General features: G+C 71.4%; 22 protein-coding genes. 14 read left to right on the top strand and 8 right to left on the bottom strand.

Going from position 1 to position 23,219, the window contains the following annotated elements; translation table 11 throughout:
- Positions 1-71: 71 nt before the first annotated feature.
- Both ACFVJX_RS12960 and ACFVJX_RS12955 read left to right on the top strand, forming a co-directional pair.
- Positions 72-749 carry a winged helix-turn-helix transcriptional regulator gene (locus ACFVJX_RS12960; RefSeq protein WP_384132887.1) on the top strand — a complete coding sequence of 226 codons (678 nt, stop codon included), beginning with the start codon at positions 72-74 and terminating at the stop codon, positions 747-749.
- Positions 750-856: 107 nt separating this feature from the next.
- Positions 857-1,372 (top strand): cupin domain-containing protein, encoded by a 516-nt coding sequence (locus ACFVJX_RS12955; protein WP_384132909.1) that lies wholly within the window; start codon positions 857-859, stop codon positions 1,370-1,372.
- A 55-nt stretch (positions 1,373-1,427) separates the two neighbouring features.
- On the opposite strand, the gene ACFVJX_RS12950 is transcribed toward ACFVJX_RS12955, so the two are convergent.
- Complete coding sequence (locus tag ACFVJX_RS12950) at positions 1,428-1,793, bottom strand: nuclear transport factor 2 family protein (protein ID WP_384132884.1); 366 nt, start codon at positions 1,791-1,793, stop codon at positions 1,428-1,430.
- Between the two features lie 56 nt (positions 1,794-1,849).
- Here ACFVJX_RS12950 and ACFVJX_RS12945 point away from each other — a divergent pair, with 56 nt between their 5' ends.
- Both ACFVJX_RS12945 and ACFVJX_RS12940 read left to right on the top strand, forming a co-directional pair.
- Entirely contained in the window at positions 1,850-2,521 is a 672-nt protein-coding gene (locus ACFVJX_RS12945; RefSeq protein WP_384132881.1) for a hypothetical protein, read from the top strand.
- Between the two features lie 132 nt (positions 2,522-2,653).
- Entirely contained in the window at positions 2,654-3,304 is a 651-nt protein-coding gene (locus ACFVJX_RS12940; protein WP_384132878.1) for a uridine kinase, read from the top strand.
- Positions 3,305-3,410: 106 nt separating this feature from the next.
- On the opposite strand, the gene ACFVJX_RS12935 is transcribed toward ACFVJX_RS12940, so the two are convergent.
- Together ACFVJX_RS12935 and ACFVJX_RS12930 are read right to left on the bottom strand one after the other, a co-directional pair.
- Complete coding sequence (locus ACFVJX_RS12935) at positions 3,411-4,319, bottom strand: carbohydrate kinase family protein (RefSeq protein WP_384132906.1); 909 nt, start codon at positions 4,317-4,319, stop codon at positions 3,411-3,413.
- Entirely contained in the window at positions 4,316-5,257 is a 942-nt protein-coding gene (locus ACFVJX_RS12930; protein ID WP_384132875.1) for a pseudouridine-5'-phosphate glycosidase, read from the bottom strand. Before ACFVJX_RS12930 ends, ACFVJX_RS12935 begins: the two co-directional genes overlap by 4 nt.
- 144 nt (positions 5,258-5,401) lie before the next feature.
- Here ACFVJX_RS12930 and ACFVJX_RS12925 point away from each other — a divergent pair, with 144 nt between their 5' ends.
- Positions 5,402-5,764 (top strand): cupin domain-containing protein, encoded by a 363-nt coding sequence (locus ACFVJX_RS12925; RefSeq protein WP_384132873.1) that lies wholly within the window; start codon positions 5,402-5,404, stop codon positions 5,762-5,764.
- A 77-nt stretch (positions 5,765-5,841) separates the two neighbouring features.
- On the opposite strand, the gene ACFVJX_RS12920 is transcribed toward ACFVJX_RS12925, so the two are convergent.
- Positions 5,842-6,384, bottom strand: a complete 543-nt coding sequence (locus ACFVJX_RS12920) for a methylated-DNA--[protein]-cysteine S-methyltransferase (RefSeq protein WP_384132870.1) — start codon at positions 6,382-6,384, stop codon at positions 5,842-5,844.
- 67 nt (positions 6,385-6,451) lie between these two features.
- Positions 6,452-7,453 carry a glycerophosphodiester phosphodiesterase gene (locus ACFVJX_RS12915; protein WP_384132868.1) on the bottom strand — a complete coding sequence of 334 codons (1,002 nt, stop codon included), beginning with the start codon at positions 7,451-7,453 and terminating at the stop codon, positions 6,452-6,454.
- 210 nt (positions 7,454-7,663) lie between these two features.
- On the opposite strand from ACFVJX_RS12915, the gene ACFVJX_RS12910 reads away from it, so the two are divergent.
- The 5 genes from ACFVJX_RS12910 (at position 7,664) to ACFVJX_RS12890 (ending at position 14,834) form a co-directional block, all read left to right on the top strand.
- Positions 7,664-8,539, top strand: coding sequence for an MHYT domain-containing protein (locus tag ACFVJX_RS12910; RefSeq protein ID WP_384132865.1), 876 nt, complete (start codon positions 7,664-7,666; stop codon positions 8,537-8,539).
- A 39-nt stretch (positions 8,540-8,578) separates the two neighbouring features.
- Positions 8,579-10,696 carry an excinuclease ABC subunit UvrB gene (uvrB, locus tag ACFVJX_RS12905; protein ID WP_384132862.1) on the top strand — a complete coding sequence of 706 codons (2,118 nt, stop codon included), beginning with the start codon at positions 8,579-8,581 and terminating at the stop codon, positions 10,694-10,696.
- A 131-nt stretch (positions 10,697-10,827) separates the two neighbouring features.
- Positions 10,828-11,406 carry a TerD family protein gene (locus ACFVJX_RS12900; RefSeq protein WP_136328667.1) on the top strand — a complete coding sequence of 193 codons (579 nt, stop codon included), beginning with the start codon at positions 10,828-10,830 and terminating at the stop codon, positions 11,404-11,406.
- A 172-nt stretch (positions 11,407-11,578) separates the two neighbouring features.
- The gene (locus ACFVJX_RS12895; RefSeq protein WP_384132859.1) at positions 11,579-13,573 is read left to right on the top strand and encodes a TerD family protein; all 1,995 of its coding nucleotides are present in this window, start codon (positions 11,579-11,581) and stop codon (positions 13,571-13,573) included.
- A 259-nt stretch (positions 13,574-13,832) separates the two neighbouring features.
- Entirely contained in the window at positions 13,833-14,834 is a 1,002-nt protein-coding gene (locus tag ACFVJX_RS12890) for a TerC family protein (protein WP_384132856.1), read from the top strand.
- Positions 14,835-14,912: 78 nt separating this feature from the next.
- Here the strand turns inward: ACFVJX_RS12890 and ACFVJX_RS12885 are convergent, their stop codons facing one another.
- Together ACFVJX_RS12885 and ACFVJX_RS12880 are read right to left on the bottom strand one after the other, a co-directional pair.
- Complete coding sequence (locus ACFVJX_RS12885; RefSeq protein ID WP_384132854.1) at positions 14,913-15,569, bottom strand: MBL fold metallo-hydrolase; 657 nt, start codon at positions 15,567-15,569, stop codon at positions 14,913-14,915.
- A gap of 10 nt (positions 15,570-15,579) precedes the next feature.
- A complete protein-coding gene (locus tag ACFVJX_RS12880; RefSeq protein ID WP_384132852.1) occupies positions 15,580-16,269 on the bottom strand; it encodes a maleylpyruvate isomerase family mycothiol-dependent enzyme in 690 nt (229 codons plus the stop codon).
- A gap of 175 nt (positions 16,270-16,444) precedes the next feature.
- Between ACFVJX_RS12880 and uvrA the strand changes: the two genes are divergently transcribed.
- Positions 16,445-19,504: an excinuclease ABC subunit UvrA gene (gene uvrA / locus ACFVJX_RS12875; protein WP_384132849.1), complete on the top strand. Its 3,060-nt coding sequence runs from the start codon at positions 16,445-16,447 to the stop codon at positions 19,502-19,504.
- A gap of 277 nt (positions 19,505-19,781) precedes the next feature.
- Complete coding sequence (locus tag ACFVJX_RS12870; protein WP_384132846.1) at positions 19,782-20,210, top strand: Rieske (2Fe-2S) protein; 429 nt, start codon at positions 19,782-19,784, stop codon at positions 20,208-20,210.
- Between the two features lie 129 nt (positions 20,211-20,339).
- Here the strand turns inward: ACFVJX_RS12870 and ACFVJX_RS12865 are convergent, their stop codons facing one another.
- Positions 20,340-21,263, bottom strand: a complete 924-nt coding sequence (locus tag ACFVJX_RS12865) for a hypothetical protein (RefSeq protein ID WP_384132843.1) — start codon at positions 21,261-21,263, stop codon at positions 20,340-20,342.
- Positions 21,264-21,488: 225 nt separating this feature from the next.
- Between ACFVJX_RS12865 and ACFVJX_RS12860 the strand changes: the two genes are divergently transcribed.
- Both ACFVJX_RS12860 and ACFVJX_RS12855 read left to right on the top strand, forming a co-directional pair.
- On the top strand, positions 21,489-22,112 hold the full coding sequence (locus tag ACFVJX_RS12860; RefSeq protein WP_384132841.1) for a papain-like cysteine protease family protein: 624 nt from the start codon (positions 21,489-21,491) through the stop codon (positions 22,110-22,112).
- A gap of 4 nt (positions 22,113-22,116) precedes the next feature.
- A complete protein-coding gene (locus ACFVJX_RS12855) occupies positions 22,117-23,043 on the top strand; it encodes a hypothetical protein (protein ID WP_384132838.1) in 927 nt (308 codons plus the stop codon).
- Positions 23,044-23,219 lie beyond the last annotated feature (176 nt).

Raw genomic sequence — 23,219 nt, 5'->3', positions numbered from 1 at the left:
ACCCGATTGCGATACTTGGTTTTACCAAGCTTGAGCTTGGAAAGTCCAACAACATGTCTAGACTGCGTCGCATGCCACGTCAGCAACAGACCGCGACCCGCCCGGCCCGCCGCCGGAGTTACGACCAGTTCTGCGCCGGTGCCCGCGCCCTGGACGCCGTCGGGGACCGGTGGACCCTGCTGATCGTCCGTGAACTGCTGGCGGGCCCGCGCCGGTACACCGATCTGCACGCGGACCTGCCCGGCGTCAGCACGGATGTGCTCGCCTCCCGGCTCAAGGACATGGAGCAGGGCGGACTGGCCACCCGCCGCAGGCTCCCGCCGCCCGCCGCCGCTTCGGTGTACGAGCTCACCGAGCGCGGCCACGGCCTGCTGCCCGTACTCGCCGCACTCGCCGAATGGGGGGCGTCCGCACTCGCGGAGCGCAGACCGACGGACGCGGTCCGGGCGCACTGGTTCGCGCTCCCGCTGCTGCGCGCGCTGGCCGGGCCCGGCGGCCCGGCCGGTACGGGAGTGCTCGACGTGCATCTGGATGAGGGGGAGTTCCACGTCCGTACGGGGGAGCGGGCGGCCGGGAGCGCGGTCTACGGGGACGGGCCCGCCGACCGCGCCGACGCACGCATCGTGCTCGACGCCGGGCTCTGCCTCGAGCTGGGGCGCGGGGAGCTGACGTTCGCGCAGGCGGTGAAGGACGGGCGGATCGAGGTGGTTGGCGAAGGGCCGCTGGCCGTGGAGCTGCGGGGCGAGTGACGGCGGTGACGGCATGGTTCCATCGGTCAACTTCTGGGTAGCGTCGGGGCATTTGGGATGCCCGGGACACCGATGCAGAGGAGTTGCCCGTGAGGATCGGCAGACAGCTGGGACGGCCGGGCGAGGACGGCCGCCGGCAGGGGCGGGCGGGCAAGGACGGCCGGCAGGGGCGGCTGGGTAAGGCGCTGGTCATCGGGGGGTGTGTGGCCGCGCTCGGCTTCATACCGTCGGCAGCCCTCGCCACGCCGGGCAGCGGGGTGAGCGGCACGGTCGTCGCGGAGGGCACATCGCCGGGCAAACTGAAGGTGAGTACGCCGAAGGGCCGTACGGACGTCACCTTCCGGAAGATCACCGTGGAACCGGGTGGCTCAACCGGCTGGCACACCCATCGGGGCCAGCTGATCGCGGTCGTCCAACAGGGAACGCTGACGCGCACCCTCGACGACTGTTCGGTCGAGGTGACACCCGCCGGTACGTCCTTCATCGAGCCGTCCGGGGCGGCCCACCGCCACATCGGGCGCAATCTGGGCACCGAGCCCGTCGTCCTGTGGGTGACGTATCTGCTGCCCGAGGGCAGCGAACTCTCCGACGACGCGGACGCGGTGGACTGCGGCAAGAAGTGAGGCAGGGCTGATGCCCGCCGCCTGTCGCCGCTGACGGCCACCGCGCCGCCGGCCGTCAGCGGGCGAGCGTCTCCCCGTACGCGCCGAGGCCGCCGATCACCAGACCGTCCCGGAAGGTCAGCACCTCGTACACCCGGCCGCCGATCTGGTTGCGGTAGTCGATCACCACGGTGTCCACACTCACCCGTACGTCCATCACCTCGAACGCGAGGTCGGGGATGAGCTCCAGCCCGCGCGCCCAGTACGCGCGCAGCTCGTCCTTGCCGCGGACGGTGCCGGAGGGGTCACCGGTGAACCGGGCGATCATGGGGGAACTGAACGTCACGTCGTCGTGATAGTGCGTCAGAATGCGTTCCAGGTCGTGCGAGTTCCAGTCGTCCTGCCACTCCGCTGCGAACGTGCGGGCGAATTCGAGGTCCATGAGGAAGATCGTACGAGGCGGATCCGGTGGGCGAGAGGTGGAAGGGACGGCTGACGATGAGTGAACAGGGGCCCGGGGAAGCGGGCCTGGACCCGGCGCACCGGGCCGCGTTGGCGCAGGAGATCCTGCGGGCGCTCCGCGCCGGCTGCGCCGGGTCACGGGCGGAGCCGAGAGGTTCACTCGCCCGGGGCACCGCCGACGCGTACAGCGATATCGACGCCGTCTGGATCGTGCCCGACAGCCGGTTCGACGACTGCGTGGCCGCCGTGCCCGACGTGCTGGGCACGGTCCGTGGTGTCGCGTCCCTGCGTACCGACCCCGATCTGCTCAACTCCCGGAAACGGCGACTGCTCTTCGTCGACTTCGACGGCCTGCCCCTCTTCTGGCGGCTGGACCTGGAGGTCGTCGCGCTCTCCGTCGCCGACCGGCCAGGCTACGACCAGGGCAATCCGGCGGCGCGCGGCGACGACTGGTCCAGGCCCGCCAGCGCGCTCGCCAACGCGGTCGCGGCGGTGAAGGCGGTGCTGCGCGGAGAGCCGGACACCGCCCAGGGCCTGCTGGAGCGTGGCTTCGCGCGGATCGGGGCGGTGGACACGGTCTCCGGCGACTGGTTCGCCGACATCACCCGTCTCGCCCGGGCCGCCGCCGCGGCCGAACCGGCCCGGGGCCCGCTCGCCGAACGCGTCCTGGGACTGGCCGAGCACCACCGGGCGGACCTCCGCCGCTGACGGGCCGGGCCTGCGCGACGGGCCCGTCGGCCCCGGCCGAACGCCTTGACCGGATCACGACGGGTGATGATGTCGCGACGGTTGACGATGGATGCGTGCGTTGACCGGATCACGACGGGTGATGATGGATGTGTGCGATTCGAAGCGATCACCTGGGAACGGCTGACGGACGCGCTCGCCGCACACGCCGACGCGCTGAAACCGGCCGACGGCGGCCCCTGGCTCAAGGTGGCCGTCGACGGCGCACCGGCCGCCGGGACGGCTGAGCCCGCCGAGGCGCTCGCACAGGCGCTGCGGCTACGCGGCAGGTCCGTGCTCTGCGTGTCCACGGCGGGGTTCCTGCGGCCGGCCAGCCTGCGGTACGAGTACGGCAAGCGGGACCCGGACTCGTACTACGGCAGCTGGTTCGACACCGGGGCACTGTGGCGTGAGGTGTTCGGACCGCTGGAGCCGGGCGGCAGCGGGCGGGTGCTGCCCGACCTGTGGGACCCGGCGACGGACCGGGCCACGCGGAGCCCGTACCTGAGCCTGCCGGAGGGCGGGGTGCTGGTGGTGCACGGGCCGTTGCTGCTGGGGCACTGGTTCCCGTTCGATCTGAGCGTTCACCTGCGACTGTCGCCGGGTGCGCTGCGCCGGCGCACCGAGCAGGACGAGCAGTGGACGCTGCCCGCGTTCATCCGGTACGAGGAGGAGGTGGCGCCCGCCGGGAGCGCGGACGTGGTCGTCCGCGCCGACGACCCGCGCCATCCCGCCTGGACCGGAACGGGACAGGACGCCTCCTGACGTGTTCCGCACTCGGGCCTGCCCCGCCTGCCCTGCCTGCCCTGCCTGCCCCACGGCGTCTGGGCGCGCGCTATCCAGGCTGTCCGGCGAGGTGCCCGGGGTCCGTTCACCGCGTGTCCCCGGGCAGTGGCGGCCGGCCGCCCACGGTCAGTACGGCCGCCGCGCCCGCCCGGCACCCCGCCGCTGCGGCCGCCTCGGAGTCCTGGCCGGCCAGCAGCGCCGCGAGGAAGCTTCCGGTGAACGCGTCACCCGCCCCGGTGGAATCCACCGGGTCCCGCACCGGCTCGGCCGGAACGCGGGCGGTCACCGCACCGGCCGTTGCGACCAGGGCGCCGTCCCGGCCCAGCGTGACGACGACCCGGCGGACCAGCAGGCTCAGCTTGGCAGCCGCGTCGGCGGGTTCGGGCAGACCGGTCAGCAGGTGGGCCTCGGCCGCGTTGGGCAGCAGCAGGTCCACGCCCTCGACCAGGGTCAGGAAGCGGTCGACGCCCAGTCCGGCCAGGAACCCCGTCGACGCCGGGTCGATGCTCACCGGGATGTTCCGCCGCTCGGCCTCCCGCAGCGCGAGCTGGGCCGTCGTGCGGCTCGTCGCGGCGAAGAGAAGGTAGCCGGAGAGGTGGAGACGGTCGACCCCGTCGAGCATCGACGGCGACCAGTCGCCCGGTGAGAGACGCAGGACCGCGCCGCTGTCGGTGAGGAAAGTGCGTTCGGCGGCGGCGTCGACCAGGGCGACGACCGTGCCCGTGGGGGCGCTGTCGTCCACCGCGAGCAGCCCGCGTACGCCCGCGCGTCGCAGCTGGTCCCGGTGCCAGGCCGCCGAATCGGAGCCGACCCGGGCCAGCAGCCGTACCTCCCGGCAGCCCGAACGTGCCGCCCAGCAGGCCACGTTGGCCCCCGCGCCCCCTGGCCTGGTCCGGATCCTGGCCGCCGTGTCCGTACCGTGGACCAGCGCCGATCCGTGCCGGGCCACCACATCCGTGACCACGTCCCCGACGACGAGAAGGCCGCCCTTCACCGGGCGGCCCAAGCGGTGGCGATCCGCGCGGCCAGCGCCACATTGCCGCGGACGGCCGCCAGATTGGCCTCCAGCGACGCTCCGCCGGTCCGCCGCATCAGCTGGTCGAGCAGATACGGGGTCACGGCCTGCCCCACGATCCCGCGCTCCCGGCACGAGTCCAGCGCCTCGGCCAGCACCCGGTCGTGCAGGGCGGGATCCAGCTGCTCATCCCGCGGTACGGGGTTGGCGACGATCAGTGCCGCCCCCGGGCCGCCGAGCGCGTCCTGTGCACGCATCACATCGGCGACCTCCTCGGGCGAGTTCACGGTCCAGTCGACCGGCTCGCCCGAACTGCTCAGATAGAAGCCGGGGAACCGGTCGGTGCCGTAGCCGAGCACCCCGACCCCCAGCGTCTCCAGCCGTTGCAGCGTGGCCGGCACATCCAGGATCGACTTCACGCCCGCGCAGACCACGGTGATCCCGGTGCCGGCCAGCAGCCGTAGGTCCGCGGACTCGTCCTGTGTCTCGGTCCAGCCCCGGTGCACACCACCGAGCCCGCCGGTCGCGAAGACGCGCAGTCCGGCCCGTGCGGCCAGGAAAGCGGTCGCGGAGACCGTCGTCGCCCCGCTCGCGCCCCCGGCCAGTGCCGGGGCGAGGTCCCGGTGGCCGAGTTTGCGCATCGCCGTGTCCTGTGCGACGCGCTCCAACTGGTCCTTGTCCAGGCCGACTCGGGCCCGGCCGTCCAGTACGGCGACGGTGGCGGGCACCGCACCGGCGGACCGTACGAGCCCCTCCAGCTCCTCGGCGACCCGCAGATTGCGGGGGCGGGGCAGGCCGTGGGCGATGATCGTCGACTCCAGTGCGACGACGGGCCGGTGTGCGGCGACGGCGGCGCGCACCTCCACGGAGAGGACGGGCGCGTGGTGAGCGGCGCCGGTCGGCGCAGTCTGTGACATGTCCACATCCCTGTCGCGGACGGGGCGGGCTCAAACGTCCGCCGGTCGCGGCCGGGTGGTCCCCGCGGGCCGGCACCGGGCTCGTGCCGCTCCACCCGGAAGGCCCTGCGGGGCGCGCCGGGGAGGTCGCTAGAGTGACCGCTCATGACCGCGATTGATCAAGCTCCCGCCTCGTTCACCGTGCACGTTCCGGACGCCGTGCTCGAACCGGAACCGCTCGATCCGGCGCAGATCGTGTCGGGCGAGCCCGAGGTCACCGGCAAGGTGCTGTGGGAGTCGTCCGACGGCAGGCAACTGCGCGGAATCTGGCAGATCACGCCCGGCGTGGTCACCGACACCGAGGCCAACGAGCTGTTCGTGGTCGTCAGCGGACGCGCGACCGTGGCGGTCCAGGGCGGCGCGACGCTGGAGATCGGGCCGGGCGACGCATGCGTGCTGCGCGAGGGCGACCGTACGACGTGGACCGTGCACGAGACGCTGCGCAAGGCGTACCACATCACGCTCTGAAGCCACCCCGTTAAGCCACCCCGTGAGGCCACGCCCAGAAGCCGTTTGAGGCCGGACCGGCCGGCCCGGGCGCGGGGTCAGAACAGCGGCTGCGGAAGCACGCCCTCCAGCGCGAGCAGCTGCCGTTTGGTCTCGAGGCCGCCGCCGAAACCGCCGATCCCGCCGTCGCGCTCCACCACGCGGTGGCAGGGCACCACCACCGGCAGCGGATTGGACCCCATGGCGGCCCCCACCGCCTGGGCCGCCCCGGGCTGTCCGACCCGGTCGGCGAGCTCCCCGTAACCGGCGACCGAGCCGTAGGGCACGCCGGCCGACAGCTCACGGAGCACCTGACGGTTGAAACCGCTGGTCAGCGACCAGTCCAGCTCCAGCGCGAAGTCCCGCAGCGTGCCCGTGAAATACGCCGCGAGCTGGCGTATCGGCTCGGCCAGCCGGGCGGAGCCGGGTGACTCGACGAGCTCCGCGCCGAGCCGGGAGCCCAGCTGGGCCAGCGCCCTGTCCCGCACCGCCGGCCGTGCGTGGAAGACCACACTCACCAGGCCGGCGTCGGTCGCGGCCAGCAGCAGCGGGCCGATGTCGCTCTCGACGACGGCCCACTCGACAACCCCGTTGCTGTTCATGGAAACCACCGTACGGCCGGCCACTGACATCGGTCGGTGGCCGGCCGCCTCGCAGGACCGGGAGACGTCAGCCGGTGGCCGCGCGGATCCCGGTGGCAGCCCGCACCACATCGGGGGCGTTGGTGATGATGCCGTCCACACCGTGGCCCGCCACCTGGCGCGCGGTCTGCGCGTCGTTGACCGTCCAGGCGTTGACCCGGAGCGCCTTGAGATGCGGCCCCTTCAGCGCGTGCACCGCCGCCACGTAGTCGTCCGACACCGAGGTGTACGTCGGGTTGATCTGGTCCGTGAACCGGGCGTACGCGGGCAGCTCCGCCACGGCCGGTGTGCCCAGGAAGCCCGTGACGACGTCCGGGCGCTGTTCGTGGACCTTGCGCACACTGTCCGCGCCGAAGCTCTGGATCACCAGACGGTCGCGGACATGGCTGCGGTCGAGCCACCCCTCCTGGTCCAGCACGTCCAGGGTCGCCCGTTCGATCCCCGGGTAGATCTCTGGGCTCTTGATCTCCAGGAGCAGGTTCTGCTGGTTGCGCCCGATCCGTTCCAGGTACTGCTTGAGGGTGGGCACCCGGGCTCCGGCGTACTGGGGCCCGAACCAGCTGCCCGCGTCCAGCCGGGCGATCTCGGCGGCCGTGAAGTCCTTGACCGCCCACGGCGCACGGCCCGGGAAGACCTCCTCGGCATCGGTGGTCCGCTTCAGATCGGTGTCGTGGATGACGACGAGCACGCCGTCCCTGGTGAACTGGACGTCGTTCTCCACCCAGTCGAAGCCGAGTGCGCGGGCCCGGTCCACGGCCGCGAGGGTGTTCTCCGGAGCGTAGGCCGAGGCGCCCCGGTGGGCGAGGACGAGGGGTTCGCGGGCCAGGGCGGGAGCGGGGCCGTCCGCCGTCCGGAACCCGGTACCGGTGCCCGCTGCCGAGCGCCCGGCGGTGACGGCGGGGGTCACGGTCACGGCGTGCCCGGCGGCGGTCGTGTCCGTGACGGAATCGTCGGTGGTCGACATCAGGAACATGCCGGCGCCCAGCAGGGCTGCGGCAGCGACGGAGGCAGTTGCGGTGCCTGCGTGCACGTGGACTCCTTGCGTCAGAGTTGCGGACCGCCCGAGAGTCCCAGCCGCCGTCGAACAGGGGACGGGCGAAGGATGTCCACAATGTGAACGCACCTCGGGGACCGCGTCATGGGCCGGTGCCCCTGTCGATAAAATGCAGATCTTCTGTTTGTTTGCCGGGCCTTGCGCCTTAGGGTCGTCCGCACCCGGGCTTCTGCGAAGGGCGTATGGATGCAGGGCACGATCGACGAATTCAGCTATGGGGCGGTGACCCCCGTCGCGGCCTTCCTCATGGCCTGTCTCGGTGCGGCACTGGGACTGCGCTGCACCACCCGGTCACTGCGCACGGAACGTTCCTTCAAGGCCGGCTGGCTGGCTCTGGGGGCGACCTCCATAGGCTCCGGGATATGGACGATGCACTTCATCGCGATGATGGGGTTCTCCGTCGCGGAGGCACCGGTCGGCTACGACAGGCCGGTCACGTTCGCCAGCCTCGCCGTCGCGATCGTCATGGTCGGTGTCGGGATCTTCCTGGTCGGGTACCGGGGCGCCACCCGGATGGCGCTGGTGACGGGCGGCATGATCACCGGGCTCGGCGTGGCCACCATGCATTACCTCGGCATGGCCGGTATGCGACTTGATGGGCAGTTCGAGTACGACACGATCACCGTGACGCTCTCCGTGGTCGTCGCAGTGGTGGCCTCGACCGCCGCGCTCTGGGCCGCCGTCTCCATCCACGGCTTCCTGTCCAGCCTCGGCGCAGCCGTCGTGATGGGCGTCGCCGTCAGCGGAATGCACTACACGGGCATGGCCGCGCTCCGGGTGCACCTGCACCCCGCCGCGGTCACCGCCACCACCCCGGGCGACACCCCGACCGGCCTGCTCGTGCCCCTGCTGCTCGGCCCGGCCTGTTTCCTGCTGCTGGCCGGCGTCGTCGTGATGTTCGACCCCCTGGTGGTCATGGGCACCCCGGACTGGAACGATCCCGCGGCCGTACGCGCCCCCGGCATCCCCGCCCAGCGTCAGGTGCCGCGGTTCGGCACGCACGCCGACCCGGCGTCCTTCCACTCCCGGCGGCGCCACCCCGTGGACCACCACGAGCGCTGAGCGGACCCCGTTGTCAGTGGGGGGTCGTACGGTGGTTGCATGCGGCCCGTTTCGAAGATCGAACGTTCGGTGGCGCCTTTCGAGGTCGTCAGTCCCTACCAGCCCAGCGGCGACCAGCCGGCGGCCATCGCCGAGCTGGAGCGGCGTGTCACGGCCGGTGAGAAGGATGTCGTGCTGCTGGGCGCGACCGGCACCGGAAAATCGGCGACCACCGCCTGGATGATCGAGAAGCTGCAGCGCCCCACCCTGGTGATGGCGCCGAACAAGACCCTCGCCGCCCAGCTGGCCAACGAGTTCCGCGAGCTCCTGCCCAACAACGCCGTCGAGTACTTCGTCTCGTACTACGACTACTACCAGCCCGAGGCGTACGTCCCGCAGTCGGACACCTACATCGAGAAGGACTCCTCGATCAACGAGGAGGTCGAGCGGCTGCGCCACTCCGCGACGAATTCCCTGCTCACCCGGCGTGACGTCGTCGTGGTCGCCTCCGTCTCCTGCATCTACGGCCTCGGTACGCCGCAGGAGTACGTGGACCGCATGGTCCAGCTCAAGGTGGGCGACGAGATCGACCGCGACCAGCTGCTGCGCCGCTTCGTGGAGATCCAGTACAGCCGCAACGACCTGGCGTTCACCCGTGGCACCTTCCGGGTGCGCGGCGACACCATCGAGATCTTCCCGGTCTACGAGGAGCTCGCCGTCCGCATCGAGATGTTCGGTGACGAGATCGAGGCGCTCTCCACCCTCCACCCGCTCACCGGCGAGGTCATCAGCGAGGACGACTCCCTCCACGTCTTCCCCGCCAGCCACTACGTGGCGGGCCCCGAGCGCCTGGAGAAGGCCGTTGGCGGCATCGAGCGGGAGCTGGAGCAGCGGCTGGCCGAGCTGGAGAAGCAGGGCAAGATGCTGGAGGCCCAGCGACTGCGGATGCGCACCACGTACGACATCGAGATGCTGCGGCAGATCGGCACCTGCTCGGGCGTCGAGAACTACTCGATGCATTTCGACGACCGCACCCCGGGCACCGCGCCCAACACCCTCCTGGACTACTTCCCCGAGGACTTCCTCCTCGTGCTCGACGAGTCGCACGTCACGGTGCCGCAGATCGGCGCGATGTACGAGGGTGACGCCTCCCGCAAGCGGACCCTCGTCGACCACGGGTTCCGGCTGCCGTCCGCCCTGGACAACCGCCCGCTGAAGTGGGAGGAGTTCCTCAAGCGGATCAACCAGACGGTCTACCTCTCCGCCACTCCCGGCAAGTACGAGCTCTCCCGGGGTGACGGCTTCGTCGAGCAGATCATCCGCCCGACCGGCCTCGTCGACCCCGAGATCGTCGTCAAGCCCACCGAGGGCCAGATCGACGATCTGGTGCACGAGATCCGCAAGCGCACCGAGAAGGACGAGCGGGTCCTGGTCACCACCCTCACCAAGAAGATGTCGGAGGACCTCACCGACTACTTCCTGGAGCTCGGCATCCAGGTCCGCTACCTCCACAGCGACGTCGACACCCTGCGCCGCATCGAGCTGCTGCGCGAGCTGCGCTCCGGCGAGTACGACGTCCTGGTCGGCATCAACCTCCTGCGTGAGGGTCTCGACCTCCCCGAGGTGTCGCTCGTCGCCATCCTCGACGCCGACAAACAGGGATTCCTGCGCTCGGGCACGTCGCTGATCCAGACCATCGGGCGAGCCGCCCGTAACGTGTCGGGGCAGGTCCATATGTACGCGGACAAGGTCACCCCGGCGATGGCGCAGGCCATCGACGAGACCAACCGGCGCCGCGAGAAGCAGATCGCCTACAACACCGAGCGCGGTCTCGACCCGCAGCCGCTGCGCAAGAAGATCAACGACATCGTCGCGACGATCGCCCGCGAGGAGGTCGACACGGAACAGCTGCTCGGCACCGGCTACCGCCAGGGGAAGGGCACCAAGGCGCCCGTGCCGACGCTGGGCGTCAAGGCCGGCTCCGCCAAGTCCGGACAGGCCGGGGCGGCGGTCACCGACCGCCCGGCCACCGAACTCGCCGGGATCATCGAGGAGATGACCGACCGGATGCGCGCGGCGGCCGCGGATCTGCAGTTCGAGGTCGCCGCCAGGCTGCGCGACGAGGTGGGGGAGCTGAAGAAGGAGTTGCGCCAGATGCGGGAGGCGGGTCTGGCCTGACCCCGCGGGGAGGCGGTGTGTTGCAGGACCGACACAAAACGGCTCGGACCAGATACGCCGGTGGTGCCACTGCGTAGGGTGCTGGAAACCGCGCAAGGACGGTTGCGGGGAAAGCGGAGAGGGGACAGCGCGTGACGGTCAACATGACCAAGGGCCAGGCCATCAGCCTGCAGAAGAGCGACGGGGGGACCCTGACCGCGGTACGGATGGGGCTCGGCTGGCAGGCGGCACCGCGCCGCGGTCTGTTCGGCTCGCGCACCCGGGAGATCGACCTGGACGCCTCGGCGGTCCTGTTCGCCGACAAGCAGCCCGTCGACGTGGTCTTCTTCCGGCACCTCGTCAGCGACGACGGCTCGGTCAAGCACACCGGGGACAACCTGGTCGGCGGCGCCGGCTCGGGTGGCGACGACGAGGCGATCCTGGTCGACCTCCAGCGGGTGCCGGTCCACATCGACCAGATCGTCTTCACGGTGAACTCCTTCACCGGCCAGACGTTCCAGGAAGTGCAGAACGCGTTCTGCCGCATCGTGGACGAGACCAACGGCCAGGAGCTCGCCCGCTACACGCTGGACGGCGGCGGGCAGTACACCGCCCAGATCATGGCGAAGGTGCACCGCTCGGGGAACGGCTGGCAGATGACCGCCATCGGCACCCCGGCCAACGGCCGCACCTTCCAGGACCTCATGCCGGCGATCCTGCCGCACCTGTAGGCAGAGCCGGGCCGACCGGTCCGTATAGATACGAGCAGCTCCCGGAGGCATCGGCCGCCGGGAGCTGTACCGCATCGCGGCACCCATCAGTACGCATGACACGGCACCGGACGGTGCCGCACCGCACGCGGCACCGTGCCGCGCGGCGGCAACTCGTCGAGGGGACAGGGCAATGACGGCCGAGCTGGTCCGGGGGCAGAACCACACCTTGCCCCAGACCCGTCTGGAGATCCGGGTGTCGGCCGGTGCGCCCGTCGTGGCCGGGGCCACGCTCGGCGACGAGCACGGCAAGGTGCGCGGCGTCGAGTGGATCGCCCATCCCGGCTCGCCGCAGTTGCCCGGGCTCGAGGTGTCCCGGCAGGCCGCGTCCGACCACCGGCTCGCCATCGACCTCGACGCCATGCCCGACGGGGTGCACCGGGTCACGGTGCTGCTCGCGCTGCCGCTCCAGGCGGGCGGACCGGCCCGGTTCGGCGCCGTGGCCTCGCCCTTCGTCGCCGTCACCGGCCTCGAAGGCACCGAGATCGCCACCTTCACCCTGACCGGCCTGGACACCGAGTCCGCCGTCGCCGCCCTGGAGCTCTACCGGCGGCAGGGCGGCTGGAAGGTCCGGGCGGTCGGCCAGGGCTACGCGGGCGGCCTCGCCGCGATGCTCGCCGACCAGGGCGTGGCCGATGCCGCCGAACTGGCCGGTGCGATACAGGAGGCGGTCGCCCGGGGCAACGCCCGCTCGGTGGCGCCGCCCCCGCCCCGCACCCCGGAGGGCGACCGGATCAGGCACGCGGCGACCCCCGCACCGGCCCCGGGCAGCGGACAGCCCCCGGTCCCGCCACCGGCCGTCCCGCAGCCCGGTCCCGCGGTGCCGCAGCCCGGCGCGGCGGCCCCGCAGCCCGGTCCCGCCGCCCCGCAGCCCGGACCCGTCGCGCCACAGGCCGCCCCGGGAGGCCCCATCGACTACGCGCACCCTCGCCGTCAGTCCGCAGCACCGCCGCCGCCCCCGCCCGCCGCGCCGCCCGCCGGGCCGGGGCAGCCCGCGCAGCCCGTCGCCGGGGACGCGACCGGATGGTCCATGGACGAGCGCCTCTACAACCAGGTCTGGGGGATGTTCGAGGACCTGGCCAGGGCCACCGCCGCGTACCGCAGCGCCGTCGACTTCGCCGAGTCCCGGATGGACCAGGAGCTGGAGCGGACCCTGTCCGACCCGCGCAGCCGGATCGGCGGTGCCGGAGACAGCGCCCGTGAGCAGGCCCGCGCCAAACGCGACGAGCTGACCGGCCGGGCCCGCGAGGCACTGGACCGCGATCTCGCCCAGCTGGCCGCCGAGTCCGCCGTGGTGGAACCCGCGCTCCCCGCCTCGTACGCGGGCTGGGACAACCCCGTCTGGCACGCCTACCGCGTTCCGATGGAGATCCCGATGGCGCTGCGGATCGGCGATCTGCACCTGCCGGAGGACACGGCCCTGCGCATCCCGCTGCTCGTACGGCTGCCGCTCGAACGAGGCATCTGGATCGACAGCGGGCGCACCGCCTCCGAGGCGGCCGCCCTGACGGACACCGACCAGTTGCGCCGGCTGGCCATGGAGAGCGCGGTGCTGCACGCCGCCCGGCTGCTGGCCGTCTACCCGGCCGGCGAGTTCTCGGTCCACGTCATCGACCCGGCGGGCTCCGCCACCGCCGCACTCGCCCCGCTGGTCCGTTCCGGTGTGCTCGCCGACCCGCCCGCGTCAGGCCCCGGGGGAGTGTCCTCGGTGCTCGCCCGGCTCACCCGCCGGGTCGATCTGGTGCAGATGGCGATCCGGGCCGGTGCCGCCGATTCGCTGCCGCCCGATCTGGACCCGGCCGAACAGCTGCTGATCGTCAACGACTTCCCGCACGGATTCGACGACCGCGCCGTCACCCAGCTGCGCTACCTCGCCGACGAGGGACCGTCCGTCGGCGTCCATCTCCTCATGGTCGCCGACCGGGAGGACGCCTCCGAGTACGGGCCGGTGCTCGGCCCGCTCTGGCGGTCCCTGCTCCGGATCACCCCGGTCGCCGACGACCATCTGGCCGATCCCTGGGTCGGCCACGCCTGGACGTACGAGCCGCTGCGGACACCTCCGGGTAGCGGTGTCCTGGACCTGGTGCTCGCCCAGGTCGCGGCCGCCCGTCGCAGCGGACACCGCTGACCCGCCCCGCACCCGTTCCCCCAGTACCGCTCCGACCTGCTCTTTTGAGGATTCTTTACCCTTTCCTTTACCTTTCCTTGGTGTTCCCTGTACTGTTCTTTGAGCGGAGGGGAGTACTCCCGTCGCGGCGTTCCCGTCAGTACGGACTGTGACCGGTCCCGGGGCGCCGGCCCAGGCGCGCAGTCCGTGCGCCCGGGTGGAAGAGACCTCCGGCAGCGACGACGCTGATCAGTAGCCGTAGCGAACTGCCGGAGGCGCAGTGGACGTTTCATGGACCCTCTGGGCGCTGACCATCCTTGGTCTGTGCGCCCTCATCGCCGTCGACTTCTTCATCGGGCGCAAGCCCCATGACGTGTCGACCAAGGAAGCCGGAATCTGGACCATCGTCTGGATCGCGCTGGCCGTCCTCTTCGGGCTCGGCCTGCTCGTGTTCGGCGAGAGCCAGGCCTCGGGCGAGTTCTTCGCCGGCTTCATCACCGAGAAATCGCTGAGCGTCGACAACCTCTTCGTCTTCGTTCTGATCATGGCGAAGTTCTCGGTGCCCTCCCACCTCCAGCAGCGGGTACTGCTCTTCGGTGTGCTGATAGCTCTGGTGCTGCGGGCGGCCTTCATCGCCGCCGGTGCCGCGGTCATCGCCAACTTCTCGTGGGTTTTCTACATCTTCGGCGCGTTCCTGATCTTCACCGCCTGGAAGCTGATCCAGGAGGCGCGGGCCGACGAGGAGGAAGAGGAGTTCGAGGAGAACCGTCTCCTGAAGACGATCGAGCGCCGCTTCGGCGTCGCCGACCGGTACCACGGAACGAAGCTCTTCATCCGCAACAACGGCAAGCGCGTGCTGACGCCCCTGATGGTCGTCATGCTCGCCATCGGCACCACCGATGTGCTGTTCGCGCTGGATTCCATCCCGGCCATCTTCGGCCTGACCCAGGACCCGTACATCGTCTTCACCGCCAACGCCTTCGCGCTGATGGGGCTGCGGCAGCTGTACTTCCTGATCGGTGGCCTGCTCAAGAAGCTGGTCCACCTCAGCTACGGGCTGTCGGTCATCCTCGGCTTCATCGGCGTCAAGCTGGTGCTGCACGCCCTGCACGAGTCCGGGGTGCACGTCCCGGAGATCTCCATCCCGGTCTCGCTCGGCGTCATCTGCGGCGTGCTGGTGATCACCACGGTCACCAGCCTCCTCGCCACCAGGAAGCAGGCCGAGGCAGAGGCCGTGAAGGGCGGGGACGGTGCCGACAAGGGCGCCGGAATCGACGCCTGACCCCCGGCCGTCAGGCCCGGTGACGCCTGCGGCGCGGCCCCGGCGACCCCCGCTGTGCGGGCGGTCGCCGGGGCCGTCTCACCAGCCCCGTGCGCGCCAGACGGGAAGCTGCGGGCGCTCGTCGCCCAGCGTGGTGTCGTGTCCGTGGCCCGGGTAGACCCAGGTCTCGTCCGGCAGCGGGGCGAAGAGCCTCGTCTCCACGTCGTGCAGCAGGCTCGCGAACGCCTCGGGGTCGTCGAACGTGTTGCCGACCCCGCCCGGGAAGAGGCAGTCACCGGTGAACACGTGCGGAGCGCCCTGCGGGTCGTCGTAGATGAGCGCGATCGACCCCGGGGTGTGGCCGGTCAGATGGCGTGCGGTCAGGGAGACCTGGCCGACCCGGATGGTGCCGTTGTCCTCGACGAGCACATCCGTCGGGACGGGGATCCCCTCGGCGTCGTACCGCCCGGCGTACGTACACGCGCCCGTGGCCGCCACGACCTCCTCCAGCGCCTGCCAGTGGTCGCCGTGCCGGTGGGTGGTGACGACCGATGCGATCGAGTCGTCACCGATCAGCTTCAACAGGGTGCCGGCCTCGTTGGCCGCGTCGATCAGGAGCTGCTCGCCGGTGGTCCGGCACCGCAGCAGATAGGCGTTGTTGTTCATCGGGCCGACGGCGACCTTGGAGATCATCAGATCCGTCAACTCGTGTACGTCCGCAGGCCCGCCGACCTTGACCGCTCCGCTGTACGTCATACGTCTCAGCCTATAGCGGGGGCAGGGCCGGAAGGGTTCCGCCCTCGACCGTCAGCGCCGACCCGTCACGGCGGCCGCTGAGCCAGCCGAGCAGCTCGGGTGCGGTGCCTCGGACCACGACGGGGTCGCCCTGCGCCCCGCCGCCGGTCGTCCGGGGCCGGCCCGTGCCGTCGGCCACGCCCGTCCGCACGACGTCGGGGTGTCCGGCGAACCGCTCGGTGAGGAAATCGATCTCCCGGGCGGTGAACTCGTCCGGCAGGTCCTCCAGCTCGTAGCCGACATCGAGGTCGACGTGGTGCAGCTCGACCTCGACGAGGCGGCGGAAGGGGACCCGGGAGGCGGAGTCCGTCACGCCGTTGCGCAGCGTCACTGTGCGTGACCAGTCCGCCGGGCCGGCGGAGGTGTCCACGAAGCGGGCGGCGCTCGCGACCAGGTCGGCCAGCTGTTCGGCCCGGGGCCGGGGGGCGTCGCGCTCGATGTCGCGGTCGCGGGTTTCGCTGTCTGCGTACATCGGGCGGCCCCGGAGAACATTTACGAGCGCGTCGGCGTTACGTGAAAGGTGCGCGACGACATGACCCCGGCTCCAGCCGGGCAGTCGCGACGGCCTGGCGAGCGCGGAGTCGTCCAATTTCTCCGTGGCGCTGAGCAGCCGGCCGGTCGCTTCCCGCAGTGCTTCCAGGTCGTGCACGTGATCAATCATGGGGCCGAGCGTAGCCCCGCCACTCATTCGGGTGAAGGAGTCATCAGCCGTCCGTAAATCGAATGCGCGTGCTATACGCTCGGAGTCGAAAGCTCCTTACATCGCTGTGGCACCCCCCATACCCTGGGGCAGGGGCTCAGTTCCCCCGCTTCTCTCTAGAAAGGTGCGGACCGGCGTGGCCGACCGTCTCATCGTCCGTGGCGCTCGCGAGCACAACCTCAAGAACGTCTCGCTCGACCTCCCCCGCGACTCCCTCATCGTCTTCACCGGGCTCTCCGGGTCGGGCAAGTCGTCGCTCGCGTTCGACACGATCTTCGCCGAGGGCCAGCGGCGGTACGTGGAGTCGCTCTCCTCGTACGCCCGGCAGTTCCTCGGCCAGATGGACAAGCCGGACGTCGACTTCATCGAAGGTCTGTCGCCCGCCGTCTCCATCGACCAGAAGTCGACCTCGCGCAACCCGCGCTCGACGGTCGGCACCATCACCGAGGTCTACGACTACCTCCGGCTGCTCTTCGCCAGGATCGGCAAGCCGCACTGCCCCGAGTGCCACCGTCCGATCTCCCGCCAGTCGCCGCAGGCCATCGTGGACAAGGTGCTCGGCCTGCCCGCCGGCAGCCGGTTCCAGGTGCTCTCGCCGCTGGTGCGCGAGCGCAAGGGCGAGTTCGTCGACCTCTTCGCCGATCTGCAGACCAAGGGGTACAGCAGGGCCCGGGTCGACGGCGAGACGATCCAGCTCTCCGAGCCGCCCACGCTCAAGAAGCAGGAGAAGCACACCATCGAGGTGGTCATCGACCGCCTCACCGTCAAGGACAGCGCCAAGCGCCGGCTGACCGACTCGGTCGAGACCGCACTGGGCCTCTCCGGCGGCATGGTGGTGCTCGACTTCGTCGACCTCCCCGAGGACGACCCCGAGCGTGAGCGGATGTACTCCGAGCACCTCTACTGCCCGTACGACGACCTCTCCTTCGAGGAGCTGGAGCCGCGCTCCTTCTCCTTCAACTCGCCCTTCGGCGCCTGCCCCGACTGCACGGGCATCGGTACGAGGATGGAGGTCGACCCGGAGCTGATCGTCCCGGACGAGGAGAAGTCCCTCGACGAGGGTGCGATCCACCCCTGGTCGCACGGCCACACCAAGGAGTACTTCGGCCGGCAGATCAACGCCCTCGCCGAAGCCCTCGGATTCCGTACGGACATCCCCTGGGCCGGGCTGCCGCAGCGCGCCAAGAAGGCCCTGCTGCACGGGCACAAGATCCAGACCGAGGTCCGTTACCGCAACCGGTACGGGCGCGAGCGCGCCTACACCACCCCCTCCTTCGAGGGCGCGGTCCAGTTCGTCAAGAGGCGGCACTCCGAGGCGGAGAGCGACTCCAGCCGGGAGCGCTTCGAGGGCTACATGCGCGAGGTGCCCTGCCCGACCTGTGAGGGCACCCGGCTCAAGCCGATCGTCCTCGCGGTGACGGTGATGGAGAAGTCCATCGCCCAGGTCGCCGCGATGTCGATCAGCGAGTGTGCCGAGTTCCTCGGCCGGATGAAGCTGAACGCCCGCGACAAGAAGATCGCCGAGCGGGTGCTCAAGGAGGTCAACGAGCGGCTGAAGTTCCTGGTCGACGTGGGCCTGGACTACCTCTCGCTGAACCGCGCGGCCGGCACCCTCTCCGGCGGCGAGGCCCAGCGCATCCGGCTCGCCACCCAGATCGGCTCCGGTCTGGTCGGCGTGCTCTACGTGCTGGACGAGCCGTCCATCGGCCTGCACCAGCGCGACAACCACCGCCTGATCGAGACCCTGGTCCGGCTCCGCGACATGGGCAACACCCTCATCGTCGTCGAGCACGACGAGGACACGATCAAGGTCGCCGACTGGATCGTCGACATCGGCCCCGGCGCCGGTGAGCACGGCGGCAAGGTGGTCCACTCCGGTTCGCTCAAGGAGCTGCTGGCCAACGACAAGTCGATCACCGGCCAGTACCTCACCGGCAAGAAGTCGATCGCGATGCCCGAGATCAGGCGTCCCGTCGACCCCTCGCGACTGCTCACGGTGCACGGCGCCCGGGAGAACAACCTCCGGGACATCGACGTCGCCTTCCCGCTCGGGGTCCTGACCGCCGTGACCGGCGTCTCCGGATCCGGGAAGTCGACCCTGGTCAACGACATCCTCTACACCCACCTGGCCCGCGAGCTGAACGGCGCCAAGTCGGTCCCCGGCCGGCACACCCGGGTCGACGGGGACGACCTCGTCGACAAGGTGGTGCACGTCGACCAGTCGCCCATCGGCCGTACCCCCCGGTCCAACCCGGCGACGTACACCGGTGTCTTCGACCACGTGCGCAGGCTGTTCGCGGAGACGATGGAGGCCAAGGTCCGCGGCTATCTGCCGGGCCGGTTCTCCTTCAACGTCAAGGGCGGCCGCTGCGAGAACTGCTCGGGCGACGGCACGATCAAGATCGAGATGAACTTCCTGCCGGATGTGTACGTCCCGTGCGAGGTCTGCCACGGAGCGCGCTACAACCGGGAGACCCTGGAGGTCCACTACAAGGGCAAGTCCATCGCCGAGGTGCTGGACATGCCGATCGAGGAGGGCCTGGAGTTCTTCGAGGCCGTGCCCACCATCGCGCGCCACCTGCGGACGCTCAACGAGGTGGGCCTCGGATACGTCAGGCTCGGCCAGTCCGCGCCGACGCTCTCCGGCGGTGAGGCACAGCGTGTGAAGCTCGCCAGCGAGCTCCAGAAGCGCTCGACCGGCCGCACCGTCTACGTCCTGGACGAGCCGACCACCGGTCTGCACTTCGAGGACATCTCCAAGCTCATCAAGGTGCTCTCCGGGCTCGTCGACAAGGGCAACACGGTGATCGTCATCGAGCACAACCTCGATGTCGTCAAGACCGCCGACTGGGTCATCGACATGGGCCCCGAGGGGGGCAACGGCGGCGGCCTGGTCATCGCCGAGGGCACCCCGGAGTACGTGGCGGGCGTCCCCGCAAGCCACACCGGAAAGTTCCTCCAGGGCATCCTGGACGCGGACCGGATCAGCGAGGCGGCGGTTCCCCAGGCCCGTAAGCCGGTGCGGAAGGCGGCCGCGAAGAAGGCGGTCGCCGCGAAGTCGGCCCCGGCCAGGAAGACGGCCACGGCGAAGACCACCACGGCGAAGTCGGCGAAGGCCACCGGGGCGAAGGCCACTGGGACGGCCGCGGCGAAGAAGCCCGCTGCCAAGAAGGCGACCCGCGCCCGCAAGGCCTGACGGCCGAGTACGCGCACGCCGCGTGGCGCCCGTCCAGGCGGCCCACGCGCAAGGTCTGACGGCACGGTGAGGCGGCGGTTCCCGGGATCCGGGAGCCGCCGCCCCGCCGTATGCCTCCCTGCTGGCTCCTGGCTCCTGGCTCCTCGCTCCTTGCCCCGGGCGCAGGGGCGTCCTTCTCCGCCGGTATCGTCGGTTACGTCACCGATGCCCGCGCTCCCTCTGCGGTCCCAGGCACCTCTGGCACCGCACCGAACCCCTTCTGACCAGTGGAGACCGCATGTCCGGCCAGCCCGCCGCCCGCCGTACCGTGCTGAAGGGCGCCGCTCTCGCCGGCGTCGCCGGGCTGGGAGTGGCCGCCTGCTCGACCGATTCCAAGCTCGGGCACGCCCAGACCCCGACCCCCACCGCGCCCGTCGAGCTCGGCGCCCCGGACGAGATCCCCGTCGGCGAGTCCAAGCTCTACCGCGAGCAGCGCGTCGTCGTCACCTGCCCGGCCAAGGGGCAGTACAAGGCGTTCAGCGCCCAGTGCACCCACGCGGGCTGCCTGCTGGACAAGGTCGAGAAGAACGAGGGCCACTGCCCCTGTCACGGCAGCCGCTTCGACACCACCACGGGCAAGGCCGTGCACGGTCCGGCGACCGTGCCGCTGCCGTCCGTCCCGGTCAGGATCGAGGGCGGTCGCCTGGTCGCGGGCCCCGAGGCCTGAACCGGCCGGGCCCCGAGGCCTGAACCGGCCGGGCCGGTTGGCGACTGCGGCCCGGTGCCCGCGGCTCGCGGCGCCGTATCTGCCGCCCGATGCCCTTTGGCGCCGTACTCGTGGCTCTCCGCGGCCGTCTCACTCCCAGTCCCAGTCGATGCCGACCAGGCCGGGGCGCACCCCCTGCTCGACCAGGTGGACCGTCCGGTGGCCGGTGAGCGTGAGGTCCGTCCGGGCGCCGCGCGGCGCCCCCGTCGACACCTGGGCGAAGCGCCGGCACCGCACCGGCAGCGCCTCCTCGTCGAACCGGACCTGGAGCACGTACTGCCCGCCGCCGAAGCTGAAGCCGCGTACGTACTCGCCGCACGGCCCTCCGGTACCGTCCTCGAAGCCGTAGCCGAAGAGGTACGTCTCGCCCGCCCGCAGCCGGGTGTCGAAGAGCAGCTCGGCGACCAGCACCCCCGTCTCCGCGTCCCAGCGGACCCGCCCCGTCCGGCAGTTCTCCCGGGCGCGCACGCCGACCCGTGCCGGATCGCACCCCGGATCGCCGCGGTAGACGGCGAGATAGCGGTCGATCCCGTCACGGTGGGCGCGCACCACATGCTGCGAGTTCCGGTGCTGCATTTGTCGGCCGGGCCCGATCCGCACCCGCTCCTGGTGCCCGACGGTGTGCAGCCCGCCGTCCGCGGGGGACTCCATGGCCGTGAGCAGCCGCTCCACCGTGCCGGACGCGTCCACCAGGGAACGGTACGAGCGCCCCGCCGGGCGGTCGGCCTCCACACGGGGCTCCCCGGCCCCCAGCAGGGCGAGCAGCGAGTTCCCCGGCAGCTCCAGGACCTCCTCCAGTGCCTTCACGGCCCGCAGGGACTCCGGGCGCTGCGGGCGTCTGGCCCCCTGCTGCCAGTAACTCAGGCTGGTCACGCCGACCTTCACCCCCCGGTGCGCCAGATGGTGCTGCACCCGCTGGAGCGGCAGCCCGCGCACCGAGAGCGCGGTGCGCAGCGCGAGGTGGAACGGGCCGGTGTGCAGCACCTGCGCCAGTTCGGCCTCGGTGTGCTGCATGGGTCCTCCAGGTGAACGTTCACGTCGCGCGGCCCCGGGGGCGCGCCGACGGATGCCGGACCGCAGGTGGCCGGGGGGAGACGTTCACGTTCGGCCCCTGGCGTTCACACCACGTTGTTCCCCGCATTGAAGCGTGTTGACCGGTTCCCGACAACGGTTGATGCTCCTCGACAGCGTCCGGACGCGCTCCTTGGAACCCCCACCCCCCGCCCCGGGAGGAACGCCATGCGCAACCGAAGAGTCAGGCCGCGACGGCTGTCGGTGACGGCCGTTCTCGCCGCCGTACTGCTCGCCGTCCCCACGGCCACCGCGACCGCCACCGCGTCGGACCAGGCCCGCTCCGCACCCTCCGCCGCCGGGAGCCTCGCCGCGGCCCAACGGCTGAACATCACCATGCAGGCCCAGCAGAAGACCAACTGGTGCTGGGCCGCCTCGGGCAACACCGTCGCCGGCTGGTTCGGCCGGAACTACAGCCAGAACGAGTTCTGCAACGCCTCGTTCGGCCGGGCGCAGGGCTCCGAGTGCCCCAACTCGCAGGCCACGCTCGGCAACGTCCAGGACGGCCTGTACTGGGCCGGGATCAACCCCGGCTCGTACGTCACCGGCTGGCTCGGATACTCCACCGTGCAGACCGAGATCGCCGCCGGGAGGCCGGTGGAGACCCGCATCCAGTGGTCCTCGGGCGGCGGCCACATGCACGTCCTGTACGGATACGACACCGCGAACAGCTGGGTCTACTGGGGCGATCCCTGGCCCTCCAACAACCGCTACAACTGGGCCTCGCACGACTGGTACGTGAACAACAGCGAGTTCTCCTGGACGCATTCGCTCTACCGGATAGGGGCGTGACGGCATGATCTCCACCGGTTTCCCGCTCCGCCCTTCGGCCCCCACCGTGCGCTCCGCCGCGGTGGCCCTCGCCTCCGCCGGTGTGCTGGCCGGGTCCGCCCTGCTCACCGTCGCCGCCCCGCAGGCGTCCGCCGCAGAAGGGCCGGCGGCGACCCCGGCGGCGCTGTCCGCGGCCCATGACGCGGCCACCGACGCCACCACCCTGGACACGCTGTCCCGGTTCTTCGCCCGGGAGGGCGCCGTCACCAGGGCGGCGGCCGCCCCACGGATCGTGGGCGCCGCCGTTCCCGTGCGCACCCTGGCCGCGGGCTTCGTCGCCGGTGAGACCGGGGCCCCGGTCGCGGAGCTGGACTACCTCGCCAGCACCGCCGTCTCCTCGGACGGGCAGAAGGCGTCGCTGTGGACGCTCCCCGAGCCGGGGAAGGACGGGAGCTGGCAGGTGGTGAACATCGCCAGCGGTGACGACGAGGCCCGGTACACCGCCGCGGGCGCCCGCAAGCTGCCCGGCGGCACCGTTTTCCGGGAGCCGCAGATCGACGCCTGGTACGTCCAGAAGGGGAGCAGGGTGCTCCCGCTGGACCGGGACGCGGTGGGCGCGGTCGGCGCGGACGGCACCACGCTGGCCGCCTACCGCACCCGGGTGCGGGCCGCGTACGGAGACAAGCTGCCCGGTTCCGGTTACGCACGCTCGGGCCGGGCCGGCGGTTACGGGCCCGCCGGTGAGCAGCCGGACGCCGGACGGCAGGCCACCACCGGCCGGTCCGGGCCTGCCGTCGCGGCGGCCACCACAGGCCGGTCCGGGCCCGCAGTCGCGGCGGACACCGGCGCGGGCACCGCGCTCACCGCGAGCTCCGGCGCGGCGGCGGCGGGCGCCCTCGCCGTACTGGCCCTCTGCGGTGCGACGGCCCTGCGCCGCCGCCGGGCCCGCTGAGCCGCCCGGCGTGCGCCTGCGCATGACCGCGGCGGACGCCACCGCCCGATGACCCCGTGCTCCGGGAGGCGTACCCCCAACGCGCCTTCCGGAGCACGGCGCCGCAGCGCGCCGCAGCCCGCCCACGCACGCACGGGCACACCGCGCTGTCACTGCCCGCAAGTAGGGTGGGAGAC

Origin of the sequence: Streptomyces sp. NPDC127177 (genome assembly GCF_042672475.1) — a bacterium.
Taxonomy (GTDB): domain Bacteria; phylum Actinomycetota; class Actinomycetes; order Streptomycetales; family Streptomycetaceae; genus Streptomyces.
Note: the sequence above shows the minus strand (reverse complement) of the source record. Positions and strands in the feature narration are given on the sequence as shown.

Excerpts from the sequence above, each read along its gene's own strand:
- ACFVJX_RS12945 (WP_384132881.1), top strand. The coding sequence starts at position 1,850 with ATGAGTGAACAGGGGCCCGGGGAAGCGGGCCTGGACCCGGCGCACCGG.
- uvrB (WP_384132862.1), top strand. The coding sequence starts at position 8,579 with ATGCGGCCCGTTTCGAAGATCGAACGTTCGGTGGCGCCTTTCGAGGTC.
- ACFVJX_RS12880 (WP_384132852.1), bottom strand. The coding sequence starts at position 16,269 with ATGATTGATCACGTGCACGACCTGGAAGCACTGCGGGAAGCGACCGGC.
- ACFVJX_RS12885 (WP_384132854.1), bottom strand. The coding sequence starts at position 15,569 with ATGACGTACAGCGGAGCGGTCAAGGTCGGCGGGCCTGCGGACGTACAC.
- ACFVJX_RS12930 (WP_384132875.1), bottom strand. The coding sequence starts at position 5,257 with ATGTCACAGACTGCGCCGACCGGCGCCGCTCACCACGCGCCCGTCCTC.
- ACFVJX_RS12960 (WP_384132887.1), top strand. The coding sequence starts at position 72 with ATGCCACGTCAGCAACAGACCGCGACCCGCCCGGCCCGCCGCCGGAGT.
- ACFVJX_RS12950 (WP_384132884.1), bottom strand. The coding sequence starts at position 1,793 with ATGGACCTCGAATTCGCCCGCACGTTCGCAGCGGAGTGGCAGGACGAC.
- ACFVJX_RS12865 (WP_384132843.1), bottom strand. The coding sequence starts at position 21,263 with ATGCAGCACACCGAGGCCGAACTGGCGCAGGTGCTGCACACCGGCCCG.
- ACFVJX_RS12920 (WP_384132870.1), bottom strand. The coding sequence starts at position 6,384 with ATGAACAGCAACGGGGTTGTCGAGTGGGCCGTCGTCGAGAGCGACATC.
- ACFVJX_RS12895 (WP_384132859.1), top strand. The coding sequence starts at position 11,579 with ATGACGGCCGAGCTGGTCCGGGGGCAGAACCACACCTTGCCCCAGACC.
- ACFVJX_RS12870 (WP_384132846.1), top strand. The coding sequence starts at position 19,782 with ATGTCCGGCCAGCCCGCCGCCCGCCGTACCGTGCTGAAGGGCGCCGCT.
- ACFVJX_RS12910 (WP_384132865.1), top strand. The coding sequence starts at position 7,664 with ATGCAGGGCACGATCGACGAATTCAGCTATGGGGCGGTGACCCCCGTC.
- ACFVJX_RS12855 (WP_384132838.1), top strand. The coding sequence starts at position 22,117 with ATGATCTCCACCGGTTTCCCGCTCCGCCCTTCGGCCCCCACCGTGCGC.
- ACFVJX_RS12925 (WP_384132873.1), top strand. The coding sequence starts at position 5,402 with ATGACCGCGATTGATCAAGCTCCCGCCTCGTTCACCGTGCACGTTCCG.
- ACFVJX_RS12860 (WP_384132841.1), top strand. The coding sequence starts at position 21,489 with ATGCGCAACCGAAGAGTCAGGCCGCGACGGCTGTCGGTGACGGCCGTT.